Source organism: Flavobacterium sp. GNP011 (assembly GCF_056428925.1).
The window spans coordinates 1-17,450 of record NZ_JBWJVJ010000022.1 but is presented as its reverse complement, the minus strand read 5'-3'; the positions used below and the strand labels follow the sequence as shown (position 1 = coordinate 17,450).

Genomic DNA, 17,450 nt, shown 5'->3' with positions numbered 1-17,450 from the left:
TGGCATTTTTGTTTTTATTGTTAATACTTGTAGGTACAAACGTTAAATAATAATTAACATGAAGTCAAAATTCAATCATAAAGGCTAATTTTGAATTTAACTTATTTTATTGCAACTAAATCTTACTTTATAACTCAAATTATGAAAATAAAATACCTCGTTTACGCCTTGTTACTCATCGGATTTATTGGTTTTATAGGATACCGTATTAGCGAAAACAAAAGCGAAGGCGGCGACTCAAAAGACCCAAAAGGAAAAGGCAAAACCATGAATGTAACTGGAATTGTTGCCACTCCAGAAACATTTGATAATAATTTATCTTTATCTGGATCCATAGAAGCCAACGAGCAAGTTGAAATAAGAAGCGAAGTTTCTGGTATTGTAGAAGGAATTTATTTTCAAGAAGGAAGCAATGTTAGTAAAGGTCAAATCTTATTCAAGGTAAATGATATTGAACTGCGTGCACAACTAAGACAAACTACTACTCGCGAAGGTTTAGCATCAGAAAATGAGCGTAGAGCAAAATTATTATTGCAAAAAGAAGCCATCAGTCAAGAAGAATATGATTTGGCTCGAGCCGATTTAAAATCAGCGCAAGCACAAAGTCAATTGATTAGAGCTCAAATAGCAAAAACAGCAGTAAGAGCACCTTTCTCTGGTAGAATAGGATTACGATCTATATCACCAGGAACCTACATTACTCCTGCTATTCTTGTTGCAAAACTGGTTAATACAGGTAAATTAAAAATTACTTTTTCTATTCCTGAAAAATATGCTACTCAAGTTAAAAACAACACTTCGCTGAGCTTCAAGGTTGCAGGATCTACTGAAATATTTAGTGCTAAAGTATACGCCATAGAACCAGAGGTTGAAGTAGCTACACGCACACTTCAAGTTCGTGCTATTGCTGATAATAAAAACGGAATTTTATTGCCAGGTACTTTTGCTGATGTAGAATTGCCGCTAGATATTATAAAAGATGCTATTGTAGTACCTACCGAAGCAGTAATCCCAGTACAAAAAGGAAAGAAAGTATTTATTACAAGTAACGGTCAAGCCAAAGAAGTTATGATTGAAACTGCTACTAGAACTGCTTCTTCATTACTTGTTTTATCTGGATTAAAACCAGGAGATACTGTTATTACAAGTGGAGTGATGTCCTTAAAAGATGAAACACCCGTAAAAGTAAAAATCAAATAAACAAAGCTTTTAGAATCTTGCAAACCAAAATCTAAATTAGCAACTTTAATTACAATCCTTAAATGAGTTTATCAACCACTAGTATTAGAAGACCTGTATTTACCATCGTAATCAATGTAGCCATTGTTTTGTTTGGGTTGATTGGTTATACCTTTCTTGGAGTACGAGAATTTCCCTCTATAGATCCAGCACAAGTATCCATCAGTACCCGTTATGCTGGTGCCAATGCTGATATTATTGAATCACAAATCACTGAACCACTAGAAAAGGCGATAAATTCAATAGATGGTATTAGAAACGTAACTTCATCTAGCGCACAAGGAAGCAGCAACATCACCATAGAATTTAATTTAGATAAAAATCTTGAAGATGCGGCTAATGATGTACGTGATAAAGTATCACAAGCCGTGCGTAACTTGCCACAAGATATTGATTCACCTCCAGTAGTTTCAAAAGCAGATGCCAACGGAGATGCTATTATTTCGATGACGGTACAAAGCGATACTCGTAATGCTTTAGAATTAAGTGATTATGCTGAAAATGTTATCTCACAACGACTTGAAACCATTCCTGGTGTAAGTGGTGTTCAAATTTGGGGTCAAAAACGTTACGCCATGCGCCTGTGGATTGATCCCGTAAAACTGGCCGCATACGGATGTACAGTTGCCGAAGTAAGAGATGCATTGAACAAACAAAATGTTGAATTACCATCGGGAAAATTAACCGGAAACAATACAGAACTTACTGTAAAAACGGTTGGTAATCTTTCTACTGCAGAGGAGTTTAACAATATAATTATTCGTTCAGAGGGTGAAAAAGTAGTGCGTTTTAGTGATGTAGGTACCGCAAGTATAGGTCCTGAAAACACCGAAACCAAAATGACTCAATCAGGTACTCCTCTTGTAGGAATTGCTATTGTACCGCTCCCTGGTGCTAATTATTTAGATATTTCGGCCGCATTTTATAAAGAATTCGAAAAATTAAAAAAAGATTTACCAAAAGACATCAAGCTTAATATTGCCATAGACAATACCATATTTGTAAAAAAATCAGTTATTGAAGTTGCTGAAACATTAGGAATCTCAATTATATTGGTAATTTTAATCATCTATTTATTCTTTAGAGATTGGGCCATTGCTTTTAGACCTTTAATTGACATTCCAGTTTCCTTGATTGCTACGTTCTTTATTATGTGGCTTTTTGGTTTCTCCATAAATGTATTGACTTTATTAGCCATCGTTCTTGCTACAGGTCTTGTAGTTGATGATGGAATTGTGGTGACCGAAAATATCTTCAAGAAAGTAGAAGAAGGAATGACACCTATTGAAGCTGCTATTAAAGGATCGAATGAGATATTCTTTGCCGTAATTTCAATTTCAATCACATTAGCCGCGGTTTTTCTTCCTGTAATCTTTTTAGAAGGATTTGTTGGCCGACTCTTTCGGGAATTTGGTGTAGTCATAGGAGCTGCCGTATTGATATCTGCTTTTGTATCCTTAACGCTTACGCCAATGTTGAATGCGTATTTAATGAAAGGTGGCGAACAAAAAAAATCAAAATTCTACATTCGTACAGAACCGTATTTTGAAAGACTTAACAATGGTTATGCAAGTGCGTTATCCAGTTTCATGAAGAAAAAATGGTTGAGTTTCCCAATCTTGATTGCTTGTTTCGGATTGATATACATGTTCTTTTCACTTTTGCAAAAAGAAACCGCACCTTATGACGACCGTTCTGGTTTTGTATTGCGTATGTCTACTCCCGAAGGTTCCTCATATGAATACACGGACCGATTCATGCAAGAAATTTCTAAATTAGTAGACGATTCTATTCCTGCCAAAAAAGTGGCTTTAGTGATCACTTCTCCTGGTTTTGGGTCTTCATCTGTAAACAGTGGGTTTGTTAGAGTATCATTGGTTCAACCCAATGAAAGAAAAAATTCTCAAAAAGAAATAGCTGAAAAACTTACCAAATGGACCAAACAATATCCAGATGCAAAAACATCTGTGATAGAACAGCCGACCATTGCCGTAAATAGACGTGGTGGGTTACCAATTCAGTATATTATTCAAGCACCTAACTTTAACAAACTTGAAGAGAAAATTCCACTTTTTATGGATGAAGTAGCTAAGAATCCAACGTTTGCTGTAAGTGATGTAAACTTAAAATTCAATAAACCCGAAGTTAATGTTACCATAGATAGAGAAAAAGCAGAAAGCTTGGGAATATCTGTAATTGATATTGCACAAACGCTGCAACTTTCTTTAAGCGGACAACGTTTTGGCTATTTTATGAGGAATGGAAAACAGTATCAAGTAATTGGACAATTTGATCAAGAAGACAGATCAAAACCTTTAGACTTAACCTCAATGTTTGTAAAAAATAATATGGGACAATTAATCCAAATGGATAATGTTGTGACCATTGAGGAAAAAAGCAATCCGCCGCAATTATACCACAACAACCGTTATATGGCTGCAACAGTTTCTGCAGGTCTTGCTCCGGGCAAAAGTATTAGCGACGGTATTGATGCCATGAACGAAATAAAAGCAAAAGTGCTTGACGATACTTTTACAACTGACTTGGGTGGAGAATCTCGGGATTTTGTTGAAAGTAGTTCAAATACTGCATTTGCTTTTGGGCTTGCATTATTATTAATATTCTTGATATTAGCAGCGCAATTTGAAAGTTTTATTGATCCATTCATTATTATTTTGACTGTTCCAATGGCTGTTGCCGGAGCTTTATTTTCATTGTGGTTATTTGATCAAACTTGGAATATTTTTAGTCAAATTGGAACCGTAATGCTTATTGGTTTGGTAACCAAAAATGGAATCCTTATTGTCGAATTTGCCAATCAGTTACGAGAACAAGGAAAACCAAAATTAGAGGCGATTCTTGAAGCATCAGAAGCGAGATTGCGACCGATATTAATGACTAGTTTAGCCATTTCTCTAGGTGCTTTACCTATTGCATTATCTCTAGGAGCGGCATCTACAAGTAGAATAGGAATGGGAGTAGTTATTGTAGGAGGAACTATTTTTTCATTAGTACTGACACTATTTGTAATTCCAGCACTTTACTTAATGTGGTCTAAAGCCCGTAAACATTATCCAGAATTTGATCATATTGAGGAGTATGAGAAAAATTTTAATTAAAATTTTAAAATATTGCTGTTTAGATTATTATAAAGGATTTTACAATAAAAATCTAAACAAAATAAGAAACCTATGAAACATACTAAAATACTGTTGTACAGTTTTATTTTACTGTTATTTTTTATACCAAAAGTTGAGGCTCAAGAAGTTCTCACACTTGAAAATGCATTAAAAATTGCATTAGAAAACAATTATGAAATTAAAATTGCATCCAATAATTCCTTAATTCAAAAAACTAATGTAAGTATAGGAAATGCTGGCATGCTACCAACTCTTACTGCAAATGTTGTTGATAATAATAGCATACAAAACAGTTCTCAGACAAGACAGGACGGAACCAAAAACGAACTTGATAATGCGAAAAACAACAGTTTTACCTACGGCGTAGGATTAGATTGGACCATTTTTGACGGAATGCGCATGTTTGCGAGAAGAGATCAGTTAAAAGAGTTACAAAAACTGGGAGAAGCGCAACTTAAACTTGCCATCATTACTAGAATTAGCGATGTAAATGCGGCTTACTATGATTTGGTACAACAACAAAAGCAACTTGCTGCATTAGACACTACGATTGTTATCTCAAACCAACGATTGCAACTCGCTCAAAACAGATTCACAATTGGAAAAGCATCAAAGCTTGAGGTTTTGAATGCCCAAGTAGATTTAAACACGGATCAAGTAGCTTTGTTGCGTCAGAAAGAATTGTATGCCAATGGTAAAATTGCTTTGAACCAACTTTTAGCAAGAGATGTTACAACAAACTTTACAGTTATTGATAAATTAGATGTAGATAAATTGTTACAACTAGCTGAACTAAAGGCACTGGCAGAAAAGCAAAACCCGCAATTAGAAGCTCAAATAATCAATAAAAGAGTGGCTGAACTGGAACTAAAACAAGTAAAAGCAGGACGATACCCTACCATACGTGTGAATAGTGCCTATAATTTTTCTGAAAGTCAATCAAGTTTAGGATTTGTGGCTCAGGCGCAGTCTAGAGGTTTTAATTATGGTTTTACAGCATCAGTAAATATTTTTGATGGATTCAATCAAAGAAGAAATGAAAAAGTGGCTTCATTACTTGTTGAAAATGCCAAATTAAATATTGATCAACAAAATCTGGTTCTCAACTCACAACTAGCGACTACTTACCAAACCTATTTAACAAATTTGGAGTTGATTATACTGGAAGAGAACAATGAGGCTATAGCCAAGCAAAATTTAAATATTACCCTTGACAAATTTAGAATAGGAACAATAACAACTCTGGAGTTTAGGACCGCACAGCTCAATTATGTGAATGCAAAAGTGCGTTACAACAATGCTCAATTTCAAGGAAAACTCTCAGAAATAGCACTTAGAGAATTGGCGGGGAATTTAGTGTTCTAAAAAATTTAAGTAGCATTATGATTTCATACAATACCAAAGATTGGTTTACATTTATTTTTAGATTTCACAAAGCAGATACGTTTAGAACCTTGTTTCCGGTAATGATTGCTATTGGTATCTATTCTGGTATTATTGGATATCTAGAAGTTGAATATTTTAAACTTAGTGACAACAGTTATGTAAAGAACATCACCATTATGCACGGTATGCTTGGTTTTGTAATTTCACTTTTACTTGTTTTTAGAACTAATACAGCTTATGATAGATGGTGGGAAGGAAGAAAATTATGGGGCTCACTCGTGAATAATAGCCGAAATTTTGCCATTAAACTTTCGGTAATGCTTAATGATAAAGAGGATCTAGAATACTTTAAAAAATGGATTCCCATGTACGCAACTGTTCTTGATGAGCATCTAAAGGATATAGAAACTAGTAAAGAATTGTTTGATGATGCAATATTTGAAATAGACCATGAAAAACACAAACCGAATCAGGTTGCTAAATTATTATTTCAAAAAATAAATGAGCTCTATAAAACAAATGTAATTTCTGGAGATCAATTGATCGTATTAAACGAAGAAGTAAAATCATTTACAGAAATATGTGGCGCTTGTGAGAGAATTAAAAACACGCCTATTCCTTATTCCTACAGCGCTTTCTTGAAAAAATTCATATTCTTTTATGTAATGACTTTACCTTTTGGGTACTCTTTTAGTTTAGGTTATTATGTGGTACCAGTTGTAATTTTTATCTTTTATGTACTAGCTAGTCTTGAATTAATAGCAGAGGAAATAGAAGATCCTTTTGGTACAGATGAAAATGATTTACCTACTCCAAAAATTGCTGCCAATATCAAGAAGCATATAGAGGAACTTATTTAAATTGTGTTAAAGTTTCAATTACTAGCTATTTAATTTTGTAAATTTAGATTCTGTTTTTTAACAAATTTAAGGATATGGATACGAATCGAGCTTTAATACAACCACCACTATTAACTAGCGAAAAATCTTTAAAAACATTAGTAGAAAACAGAACTGTTTACTCACTAAATCACTGTGAACTAAATATTTTTGAAACCTACGAAACATCAACTTCAGTACCATTACAATTTAATGATTTTGTAGTCACTAGTATGTTGAGAGGTAAAAAAGTAATGCACCTTTTTGATGATCCCGGTTTTGTATATTTACCAGGCGAAACAGTTGTTATACCATCAAATGTGGCTATGAAAATTGATTTTCCAGAAGCTTCAAAAAACAACCCAACACAGTGTTTAGCTTTGGCGATAGACCCAAAAAAAATCTCAGACACTTTGCATTTTTTAAATGAAAGATATCCTAAAGAAGGTCATAATCAATTCTGGCAATTGAATTACCAAAATTATTTTTTTTACAACAATATTGAATTAGCCACAACAATCAACAAACTAATCAAAGAATGTATGAGTGTCTCCATAACCAAAGATGCACTTGCCGACCTAACATTACAAGAATTATTAATTAGGATTATTCAAACCCAAACAGCAACAGCAGTTAGTGAAGGCTCGTTTTTACAGACTAATAATCCTATGAATCCTGTTATTGAATTTATAAGACAAAATTTAAAGGAGAAATTTAGCATGAAGCTACTTAGCGAAAAAGCGTGTATGAGTACAACGTCTTTTTATCGTTTTTTCAAAAGAGAACTAGGCATGACACCCGTTGAATTTATAATAAACGAAAAGATAAAATGTGCCAAACAACTTTTAAAAAACCCGAGTATGCAAATCAACGAAATATGTTATCTCTCCGGTTTCGAAGATTGTAATTATTTCATAAGACTTTTTAAAAAACATGAAGGTATTACCCCAAAACAATACCAATTGTTGTATGTAAATTAATTCATTCAATATAAAATACAGGTTCTAAAGAAGTAGTTTCCTCAGGTGTAAAGAGTCGGTAAATAATTTTAAATGTTTTTTTCATAGGAGTTTCTAAAGAAAAACCGCCTACACCAAAAGCATCAATAACATCTAAAGTAAAGTGGGCATGTTTCCAATATTCGAATAAATCTTTATCCACCCAAAATTCTGTTTTTTCAATCGTACCAATACATACATCCCCCATTCTTTGATAAAAACCTCCTTTTTCAAAACACTGTGGCTGTGTACCTTCGCAACATCCTCCTGCTTGATAGAACATCAAATCACCGTGTTTTTCTTTTAAAATTTTAATTAATTCTATTGCTTTTTCTGTAGCATCTATTCGTTTTTGCATCTTTATTATATTAATTTAAAAACCCGACAGAGAGAACTGCCAGGTTTGTTAATGAAATGAGGTTTATTAAAAATTGAAATTATTAAAAGAAACCCAACTTCTTTTTATCATAAGAAATAAGCATATTTTTGGTTTGACGGTAGTGACCTAGCATCATTTTGTGGTTTTCTCTACCAATTCCAGATTGTTTATAGCCTCCAAAAGGCGCACCAGCTGGATAAGAATGATATTGGTTAATCCAAACTCTACCTGCTTGAATTGCCCTTGGAACCTGATAAATTTCATGTGCATCGCGAGTCCATAAACCAGCTCCTAGTCCATACATGGTATCATTTGCTATGGCAATTGCCTCTTCTGTAGTCTTGAATGTGGTAATTGCAAGTACAGGTCCAAAAATTTCTTCCTGAAAGATGCGCATTTTATTGTGTCCTTTAAATAAAGTAGGCTTGATATAATATCCTTCAGATAAATCATCACCCATTTCATTTGCCTCGCCACCTGCTAATAGTACGGCACCTTCCTCAATACCAAGTTTAATGTAGGCCATAATCTTCTCTTGTTGAACTAATGAAGTTTGTGCGCCCATCATGGTGTTTGTATCAAGAGGGTTGCCTAATTTTATAGCATTGGTTCGCTCAATAACTTTTGCAATAAATTGATCGTAAATATCTTCATGTACCAATAATCTGGATGGACAAGTACATATTTCACCTTGATTTAATGCAAACATTACTGCACCTTCAACAGCTTTGTCAAAGAAATCATCATCGGCATCAGCTACAGACTTCATAAAAATATTAGGGGACTTCCCTCCTAGTTCTAATGTTACCGGTATAATATTTTCTGTAGCATATTGCATCACTAATCTTCCCGTAGGTGTTGATCCTGTAAATGCTGCTTTTGATACTTTTTTATTGGTTACCAAGGCACGACCCAATTCAGATCCAAATCCGTTTACAATGTTTACAACTCCAGCGGGTAATAAATCACCAATAAGTTCCATAAGGATTAGTATTGAAATTGGCGTACTTTCGGCTGGTTTCAAAACTACAGTATTTCCTGCGGCAAGTGCAGGAGCGAGTTTCCAAACAGCCATAAGAATAGGGAAATTCCATGGGATAATTTGTGCAATAACTCCAAGAGGTTCACTTAGTGCAATAGAAACCGTTTGAGAATCAAGCTCTGTAATAGTGCTTTCTTCAGCTCTAATTACACTTGCAAAATAACGAAAATGATCTATGGCAAGAGGTAAATCTGCTGCCATAGTTTCACGAATGGCTTTTCCGTTATCAATAGTTTCAACAATAGCAAGATATTCAAGATTGTCTTCAATAACTTGTGCTATTTTATTCAATAAATTACTTCGTTCTGTAACCGATGTTTTACCCCAAGTTTGAAAGGCGTTATATGCATGATCTACAGCAAGTTCTAAATCTTCTTTACTGGAGTGTGCTGCTTGTGTATACACTTTACCATCTACAGGTGAAACAACATCAAAGTAGTTCCCATTTACAGGAGCAATAAATTTTCCTCCAATATAATTATCATATTTAGCCTTAAATTCAGGTCTTTGAAGTAATGTACTCATTTTATACTTTTTTTTAGTTTATCCAAAAATATTTAACTTTTAAGAAACTAAATAGCATAATTCATTCAATTTATAGCATAAAATTTTCAAAAACATTTTTTTAAATATAATTTTATACGAATTAAATAATTTTATTTTTTTTTCAAAAGTTTTAAAAATCAGTAATTTAAAATGAATACAATTATAACTTAAAAAACAAAAAAAATAGTTTCTTACTACAAACTGCAATCCTTATATTTGCACGCGTCTTTGAAAACGGGACTTGTAAAGCAATATCATTAAAAAATACAAATGAAAATATCATACAACTGGTTAAAACAATTTATAAAAATAGACTGGAAATCCGAAGAAACAGCTGCATTGCTTACAGACTTAGGGCTTGAGGTAGAAGTGGTTGAAAAGTACCAATCTATTAAAGGAGGATTAGAAGGAGTAGTTATAGGTCATGTATTAACATGTGTACAACATCCAGATGCTGACAGACTGAAAATAACAACTGTTGATATAGGAACCGGCACACCAATACAAGTAGTTTGTGGTGCTAGTAATGTAGGTGCAGGACAAAAAGTTCCTGTTGCTACTATTGGGACTGAATTGTATGATAAAGAGGGCAATGCTTTTACGATAAAGAAAGGAAAAATTAGAGGTCAAGAAAGCCACGGTATGATTTGTGCAGAAGACGAATTAGGTCTTGGTGAAAGCCACGATGGAATCATGATCCTTGACGATTCATTGGTTCCTGGAACAGCCGCTGCAACTGTGTTTAAAATAGAAAATGATGAAGTTTTTGAAATAGGATTAACACCAAATCGTGCTGATGCCATGAGTCACCTAGGTACAGCAAGAGATTTGAGAGCAGGACTGTTACAAAATGGAGTTAGCGTAGAGCTTATTACACCTTCAGTTAGTAATTTTAGAGTAGATAAAAGAACTTTAAAGATTGATATTGATGTTAAAGAACCAAAATTAGCACCTAGATATTGTGGTGTTACAATCTCAGGTATTGAAGTAAAACCTTCTCCTGCTTGGTTACAAAACAGATTAAAATCTATTGGGTTAAACCCAAAAAATAACATTGTTGATGTCACTAACTATGTTTTACACGAATTGGGTCAGCCCCTTCATGCTTTTGATGCTGCAAAAATAAACGGAAAAGTAGTCGTTCAAACTCTTGCCTCAGGAACAAAATTTACAACTCTTGATGATGTTGAAAGAGAATTGCATGAGGAAGACTTAATGATTTGTGATGAAAAAGGGCCACTTTGTATTGCAGGTGTTTTTGGTGGGAAAAAATCTGGAGTTTCAGAAAGCACAAATACGATTTTCTTGGAAAGTGCCTATTTCAACCCTGTAAGTATTAGAAAAACAGCTAAGAGACATCAACTTAATACCGATGCCTCTTTTAGATTTGAAAGAGGAATTGATCCCAGCATCACTGAATATGCATTAAAGCGCGCTGCTTTACTAATTCAAGAAGTTGCCGGTGGCGAAATCACATCAGATGTTGTGAATGTGTATCCAAAGAAAATTGAAGATTTTAATGTTTTTCTGAACTTTAAAAATGTTAATAAAATAATTGGACAGGAAATTCCAAAAGATACTATTAAAAAAATACTGGTTTCATTAGACATTAAGGTAAATAGTGTATCGGATGCTGGACTGGGATTGACAATTCCTGCGTACCGTGTAGATGTACAGAGAGAAATTGATGTTATTGAAGAACTTTTAAGAGTTTACGGTTATAACAATATTGCTTTTTCAAATAAATTGAATGCTACGGTTTTCAACGCTCCAAGAAACGAAGATTATAAAATTCAAAATGTTATTGCCTCTCAATTGAACTCTCAAGGATTTCATGAAATGATGGCTAACTCATTGACAACGGCAAACTACGTTACACTTTCTGATCAACTAAATCCTACGAATAATGTAACCATGTTAAATCCTTTGAGTGCTGATTTATCAACCATGAGACAATCATTACTATTCTCTGGACTTGAGGCAGTATCTTACAATATTAATCGTAAAAACGCTGATTTAAAACTGTTTGAATTTGGCAAAACATACCACAACTACCTTGCTGGTTATGAAGAGAAAAAACATTTAAGTTTATTACTTACTGGTAATAGAAACCAAGAAAACTGGACTGGTACACAAAAAACTTCAGATTTCTTTTTGTTTAAAGGATATGTTTTGGGTATTTTATCTCGATTGGGTATTGATAAATTACAAACTAAACCAGTTGAACTTGATGTTTTTGCTGAAGGAATTTCACTTGTTGTTGGGAATGACACAATCGTTTCATTAGGAGTAGTTAAAAAAGTAATATTAAAACATTTTGGAATCAAACAAGAAGTGTTTTATGCAGACTTTAATTGGGATTTAATCCTTAAAAAAATAAGTACTAAAATTAAATATACAGAGATTCCAAAATATCCTGAGGTACGTAGAGACTTAGCTTTATTGCTAGATCAAACAGTTAGTTATGAAAGCTTATACAACTTGGCTAGACAAACTGAAAAAGGACTTTTGAAAAACATTGATCTATTTGATGTTTACGAAGGTCAAAACTTACCCGAAGGCAAAAAATCATATGCCTTGAGTTTTACCATTCAAGACAATGCAAAAACACTTACTGATGCTCAAATTGATAAAATTATGAGTAAGTTGCAAAAGAACTTTGAAACAGAACTTGGTGCCGTTTTAAGATAATACATATTGTGGAAATTAAAAAAGCGGTTGCTTTAAAATTGTAGTCGACCGCTTTTTTAAATATTTTGAAAGACTAAAAATAGTTTACAGTTTTCTTTTTAGCAATAATCTTCTAAGTTTATTTCTTCGGCAATAAGCATCTGAATATCAGACATAATCAACATTGTTTTCAATTTGATTGCTCCAGCTTGTAATTGTTCATTTGACGTCGTAAATTTCCAGATAGCATCTACAAAATTTTCAAACGGCAAATCAGGATCATACTTTACAACTTTTGCCTGGCTAATGATCAATAAGATTTGCTTTACCAGTTCTCTACACTCCTCAACTTTTAATTCAAAGGGTTTCAAAACTGTCAATATCAAGCTTTGTAAATCATATAATATCTCCGAGGCAGCTTTTAGTTGTGCTTTCTTTAAAGAGATACTTTTATTATCGGAAAACCTTGGAATCAATAATTTACTTTGTAAACCAGACAATTCAGATACTTCACTGATAGTATATGTGCTTAAAATCTCTTCATTTTTAGCAATCCAAGCTGTTAATTTTTCGATAAACAAAGGATCTTTTGTTTGAAGACTTCTCGTTATTTTCGGAAATTCTAACAAGTTATTTTTCAAAACGCTAACCAGGTTCAATGTTGATTTTCTCATCTTTATTCAGGTAATAATTTTGATTCTATTTCTCCTTTAGCATTTTCAGATCTGCTCCACTCCATTCCGTTTTCAGAAATTTTTAATTTAATGAAGATTAAATTTTCAGACTTAAGTTCTCTTAATTTATTAGCTTCAACAACTATATTAAGATTAGTTAAAGCCTCCACCTCTTTACTAATTGTAATTTCTCGCGTTAAAACTGTAATTAAATCTTTTATAATCAAATCAATGTTCATTTTGGCTAATACCTCTTTGTTTACCAAAGCATATTTTTCAATTATCTTTAAATAATACACTACTATTTCTTTTGAAAAACCCGAAATAGAATCATGACTGTTAGTTAGTTTAATTTGTTTTTCCAAAACACTTACTTGTCTGGCTGTCTCCGTTTGTAGCAATTTAGTAGGCTCTTTTGTGATTTTTAAGACTCCAAATTTTTCTAATAGAAAACTATAAACCAAAGTGTTAATCTTGATACTATCAAAACCAATTACTGGAGGTTTTGAGATGTTTTCAATTTCATCTAAAGCTATAGGAATTGTCATTTCAACATCGTCAATTCGCATTCTTGGAATTGAAAAATGTTTCAAATAATCATGTTTTGCATATTCTTCGGCCAATTTTACAGTTTGAAGGTCAGACATTATTTTAGCATTGGTAAAACTAGCTACAATACTTCCTAGGTAATCATTTAATTTTATCATTGTTTACATTTATTTTAAATAGATTGGCTACCTCAACAAGACAGCCAATCTATTTTAATATTATTACTCGTTTACACTAGCTATACTATCTTCTAGCATTGTTAATATACGATCTAATCCAGCTGGTAATTCATCATTAACAGCACGAACGTGAACACCTAGGTTATAAGTTTTTTCTACAGTTGAACCCGTAGCTGATGATCTCTTGTACGAAGCAGATGCTTTGAAATTGACAATTTTATAATTAATTCCAAGCTCAGCACTTACGTTAAACTCACTAGAAACACTTTTGGTTTCAGTAGAAGTAAGCTTAGCATTGAAATCAATTGTCATTTCTTCTATTCTGATACTTGGAATAGATAACATGGTTAAGAATGGAACTTTGATTTCGACTTCTTTTTCAAGAAATTTATCATTACTACCATTATAATCAGGATTAGGGACCGATTTTTTGTAGTTGAAATCTACATAACGCAACTGCTTTGGTGCTGATGAAGTAGTTCCATCTTCAAAACCAACCGATTGTATAAAATTAACTTGTGCCATAGAGGCTGCGTTTTGAGCTTGAACAGCTGCTTGCAAAGGTCCACCGATGTAAACACTAAAATCTAAACTATTTAATTCTGCGACTAAATTTGACATTTTTATTATTATTAAAATTTATTTCTTACTCTCTTATTAAGGTTTTTCAGATTACACCTCTCCATTTTGTGCACCAAATGGATTGATACAAAGTTGAGTCAATACAAACTCTTGCAAAAGAGTAAACACACCCTATTTTAGTTTTGACTTTACCCCAAAAAAAAAGGGGATATTTCCCCTTGTGATATCAACGAATTAAAATAGTTTTATCCTGTTACCTTTTTATAAAAATTAACCTTAACTAAAAAACATTATGGAACAAAAACAAGTAAAACCAAAACAATTAATTATCAATTTATGATTTTTTTAATTCAATTTAATGGAAATAAAACTTTTACAAGAGTCATATACGCTTCAACTATCATTTCCCCAAGTTATCCAATACTTAAGATGATATCGAAATAACGTTTACTTTGTTTGATGGAAGAATAATCACAAGATTATGAACAAGAGTTACAGAAATTATTAAAGGATATTGTAATTCTTATTATTTGACAGTGTATATTACATAATTGGAAGCTTTACAATTACATATCCAAAAATGTATTGGTAAAAACAAGTATAATAACTACAACAATCATTGTGAAATTTTCTTGCTACCCACTATTTAGTATTCTTGAAAAAGGTGTAATTACATTTTTTAAAGAACATAAAACTGCACCTTCGAATTATGGAAATGGAATATGTGATAATATAGTAGTTTTTAAAATAAATGAATTTTCTATTGATATTGTTCTTAATAATTAATTAAGTGTTATAAATTGAAGAAAAGTCTCAATATAAAATTTAGGTGTTTTTTTTGATTATAATTAAACCACCATATTATCGTACAATTTTTTTCTTTTGCCTTTTAAAGTGGTTGCTTTATAAAAAGCAGGCACCCAATCTTTAGAATTTGTAAACAAATGCAATGGATTTCCATTATTTGTTTGTGTCATTTTTTTTGCGATTTGACGTACATAATAATGGTTAAAAACCCTAACGAATTCTGTCAGATATATATCGGCTAAATCTTTATTTCCTTTTATAATTAAAGTGTTTTCGTCATTATTAGAAATACTATTGTCACTAAAATTTGCTGAACCAATAATAACTATAGGATTTTCACTCATTGGATCTATCAATACTATTTTATTGTGTATAAAATTGGTGCCGCTTTTAAACAAACTTCCTGCACTTGTCTCTTTTAACCAATCGAACAACGGCTCTTTAAAATAACCACCATATACGATAACATTATCAAAATCTTTGTTTACAAATGTGGTGTTTTTATCTTGTTTGTCAATCAAAATATATTTTAATTGATCTGTTTGTCTTACAACTGCTTCTTTTATTAATTTATTAAAAGAAAAAGGAAACATTCCACAGATTAATGAATTGGAGTTATTTAGAAAATCTGAATACGTTTTAAGAATGTCTTTTGTTTTTCTAGGGCTAAAAAAAACGGATGTTCCATTTGGTATTTCTTCTGCTTTCAATTCTTTTTGAATTTCAGAAGTTTTATTTTTAATAATTGCCTGTTCAGGATCAGAATGAAGACATTTCCAGTATTCAAAATATTTTTGAGCAATAGCTTCATTTTTTATAATGTGTCCAGTATTACATTGTCCAAAAATCCCTTTCTCAGTTATGTTAGTTGAACCCGTCCAAACAGTACTAGGTTTATTGTTTTTAAGCAAAATAATAAATTTATTATGCGAAATATTAGGCACTTTAATTCTTGGAGTTATAATTGATTCTGGAAGATTTGCTGTTGAAATAGCGTGTTCATTTTTTTCTTTCTGCCCTACAGAATCGTAAACAATTTGAACATCGACATTTCTCTCTTCAAATGCTTTTTTGAAAGCTTCAAGTACTGGCAGATATTCAAATTCGTAAAGTGCTGCACGCAATTGATAGCTACTGTCTCTTGCAGATTCCACAAACTCAATTAAAGCTTCAAAAAGACCTCTGGACAACCATTGAAGTGCTTTCTGTTGTTCGTCAGGATTCATTTCACTTGGTTTTTTGTTTTTAAACTTGCTAGCATACGCATTGCTTCCAGCTACACCTCTATTAAAATAGACTTCGTGCTCAGCCAACTTATTAGTTGGCGTATTTACTGTAATAGCACAACTTTTTCCATATTTAAGAAGTTTCGGTTTCCCAAAAACGGGAATAATTGTATAGATGTATTCATGTTTTTCTTTTACAGTAAAATCTTCCCATAAAAAAGATTGTATTGGCTGCTCGAATGAGGTAAATAATTGACCGTTATCTGTTCTAGATCCTGTTTCTTCAAAATACTTAAATCCTTTTAGAAAATATTTTTCATGCTCTGTTTTGTCTTCTCTTTCGATAGCAAAACCAAGTAATCCTTTTGTTTTATTAACATCCATATCAAACGACAATAGACAGCAAGTTGTGCCACATATTGCCGTTACCGTTAGGTCATTTTGTGTATTTCTAAATCTCATAACAGTGTTTTAAGATTAAAAATTAACTCTAGTTGATAATCTTGAAGCTCCAGCTGAGTTGGGATGTATTTCGTCTCTCCAATATTGTGAGCCATTTAGCAAGCCTCTAAAATCGATAATTTGAGTTTGAAATTGATATCTTCTTTGAATAAATATTGCTTTTATACAGTTTAATAAATAATGAAATTTATCAAGAAGTCTGATTATAATATAGCATTTTAAAATTTCATCGTTTATTTGTAAACGATCAAATACTGGTTTTATCCAAGGTCCGAGTGGCAAACTTACATTAACTAACGATGGTCTTACGCCTAACTTATACAACGGATAATCATAGGTATGCATATAAAATATAGTATTTGGCGTTGAGTTTGAATTAACAATACTTCCAAATCCTAAATAATTTGTTGCAATTGTATTGAAAATTCTGTTCAGGTTAGCTGTATTGAAAAGTGCATTTTCAAACACCTGAGTGTTTAAGTATCTTTTATATAAAATGCATTTTCTAAACAATTCATCTCCAGAAGCTGTGTTTCTCAAATCATTTAGTTTAGATTGATCTGTAAAAAAATTAGTACTAAAGCTAGTAATTCCGGGATTTAATATTGTACCAAGTTGTGGAAAAACATCATTACCTCCACCATCGATTCGTGCTTGTCCGTGGTACTCGGCAGAGACTCGCTGAGTCGGAGA

The 17,450-nt window shown here is 32.5% G+C and carries 13 protein-coding genes; 6 read left to right on the top strand and 7 right to left on the bottom strand.

Annotated elements, in window-relative coordinates:
- The first annotated feature begins 141 nt into the window (after positions 1 to 141).
- The 5 genes from AC061E_RS14950 (at position 142) to AC061E_RS14930 (ending at position 7,623) form a co-directional block, all read left to right on the top strand.
- On the top strand, positions 142 to 1,200 hold the full coding sequence (locus tag AC061E_RS14950) for an efflux RND transporter periplasmic adaptor subunit (protein ID WP_478286961.1): 1,059 nt from the start codon (positions 142 to 144) through the stop codon (positions 1,198 to 1,200).
- A gap of 62 nt (positions 1,201 to 1,262) precedes the next feature.
- Positions 1,263 to 4,358 carry an efflux RND transporter permease subunit gene (locus tag AC061E_RS14945; protein WP_478286960.1) on the top strand — a complete coding sequence of 1,032 codons (3,096 nt, stop codon included), beginning with the start codon at positions 1,263 to 1,265 and terminating at the stop codon, positions 4,356 to 4,358.
- A gap of 72 nt (positions 4,359 to 4,430) precedes the next feature.
- A complete protein-coding gene (locus tag AC061E_RS14940; RefSeq protein ID WP_478286959.1) occupies positions 4,431 to 5,744 on the top strand; it encodes a TolC family protein in 1,314 nt (437 codons plus the stop codon).
- A 17-nt stretch (positions 5,745 to 5,761) separates the two neighbouring features.
- Positions 5,762 to 6,625 carry a bestrophin family protein gene (locus AC061E_RS14935; RefSeq protein WP_478286958.1) on the top strand — a complete coding sequence of 288 codons (864 nt, stop codon included), beginning with the start codon at positions 5,762 to 5,764 and terminating at the stop codon, positions 6,623 to 6,625.
- 74 nt (positions 6,626 to 6,699) lie between these two features.
- A complete protein-coding gene (locus AC061E_RS14930) occupies positions 6,700 to 7,623 on the top strand; it encodes an AraC family transcriptional regulator (protein ID WP_478286957.1) in 924 nt (307 codons plus the stop codon).
- Between the two features lies 1 nt (position 7,624).
- Here the strand turns inward: AC061E_RS14930 and AC061E_RS14925 are convergent, their stop codons facing one another.
- Together AC061E_RS14925 and AC061E_RS14920 are read right to left on the bottom strand one after the other, a co-directional pair.
- Complete coding sequence (locus AC061E_RS14925) at positions 7,625 to 7,999, bottom strand: DUF779 domain-containing protein (RefSeq protein ID WP_478286956.1); 375 nt, start codon at positions 7,997 to 7,999, stop codon at positions 7,625 to 7,627.
- Positions 8,000 to 8,081: 82 nt separating this feature from the next.
- Positions 8,082 to 9,587, bottom strand: a complete 1,506-nt coding sequence (locus AC061E_RS14920) for an aldehyde dehydrogenase family protein (RefSeq protein ID WP_478286955.1) — start codon at positions 9,585 to 9,587, stop codon at positions 8,082 to 8,084.
- 291 nt (positions 9,588 to 9,878) lie between these two features.
- Between AC061E_RS14920 and pheT the strand changes: the two genes are divergently transcribed.
- Positions 9,879 to 12,299, top strand: coding sequence for a phenylalanine--tRNA ligase subunit beta (gene pheT / locus AC061E_RS14915; RefSeq protein WP_478286954.1), 2,421 nt, complete (start codon positions 9,879 to 9,881; stop codon positions 12,297 to 12,299).
- Between the two features lie 98 nt (positions 12,300 to 12,397).
- Here pheT and AC061E_RS14910 read toward each other — a convergent pair whose 3' ends face one another.
- The 5 genes from AC061E_RS14910 to AC061E_RS14890 form a co-directional block, all read right to left on the bottom strand.
- Entirely contained in the window at positions 12,398 to 12,952 is a 555-nt protein-coding gene (locus AC061E_RS14910) for a hypothetical protein (protein ID WP_086455086.1), read from the bottom strand.
- A gap of 2 nt (positions 12,953 to 12,954) precedes the next feature.
- Entirely contained in the window at positions 12,955 to 13,659 is a 705-nt protein-coding gene (locus tag AC061E_RS14905) for a hypothetical protein (protein WP_478286953.1), read from the bottom strand.
- A 63-nt stretch (positions 13,660 to 13,722) separates the two neighbouring features.
- A complete protein-coding gene (locus AC061E_RS14900; protein WP_478286952.1) occupies positions 13,723 to 14,301 on the bottom strand; it encodes a DUF2589 domain-containing protein in 579 nt (192 codons plus the stop codon).
- An 809-nt stretch (positions 14,302 to 15,110) separates the two neighbouring features.
- Complete coding sequence (locus AC061E_RS14895; protein ID WP_478286951.1) at positions 15,111 to 16,757, bottom strand: phospholipase D-like domain-containing protein; 1,647 nt, start codon at positions 16,755 to 16,757, stop codon at positions 15,111 to 15,113.
- A 15-nt stretch (positions 16,758 to 16,772) separates the two neighbouring features.
- A partial coding sequence (locus AC061E_RS14890) for a hypothetical protein (protein WP_478286950.1) occupies positions 16,773 to 17,450 on the bottom strand: 678 nt, incomplete at its 5' end.

Coding starts and splice junctions, on each gene's coding strand:
- AC061E_RS14950 (WP_478286961.1), top strand. CDS start 142: ATGAAAATAAAATACCTCGTTTACGCCTTGTTACTCATCGGATTTATT.
- AC061E_RS14945 (WP_478286960.1), top strand. CDS start 1,263: ATGAGTTTATCAACCACTAGTATTAGAAGACCTGTATTTACCATCGTA.
- AC061E_RS14940 (WP_478286959.1), top strand. CDS start 4,431: ATGAAACATACTAAAATACTGTTGTACAGTTTTATTTTACTGTTATTT.
- AC061E_RS14935 (WP_478286958.1), top strand. CDS start 5,762: ATGATTTCATACAATACCAAAGATTGGTTTACATTTATTTTTAGATTT.
- AC061E_RS14930 (WP_478286957.1), top strand. CDS start 6,700: ATGGATACGAATCGAGCTTTAATACAACCACCACTATTAACTAGCGAA.
- AC061E_RS14925 (WP_478286956.1), bottom strand. CDS start 7,999: ATGCAAAAACGAATAGATGCTACAGAAAAAGCAATAGAATTAATTAAA.
- AC061E_RS14920 (WP_478286955.1), bottom strand. CDS start 9,587: ATGAGTACATTACTTCAAAGACCTGAATTTAAGGCTAAATATGATAAT.
- pheT (WP_478286954.1), top strand. CDS start 9,879: ATGAAAATATCATACAACTGGTTAAAACAATTTATAAAAATAGACTGG.
- AC061E_RS14910 (WP_086455086.1), bottom strand. CDS start 12,952: ATGAGAAAATCAACATTGAACCTGGTTAGCGTTTTGAAAAATAACTTG.
- AC061E_RS14905 (WP_478286953.1), bottom strand. CDS start 13,659: ATGATAAAATTAAATGATTACCTAGGAAGTATTGTAGCTAGTTTTACC.
- AC061E_RS14900 (WP_478286952.1), bottom strand. CDS start 14,301: ATGTCAAATTTAGTCGCAGAATTAAATAGTTTAGATTTTAGTGTTTAC.
- AC061E_RS14895 (WP_478286951.1), bottom strand. CDS start 16,757: ATGAGATTTAGAAATACACAAAATGACCTAACGGTAACGGCAATATGT.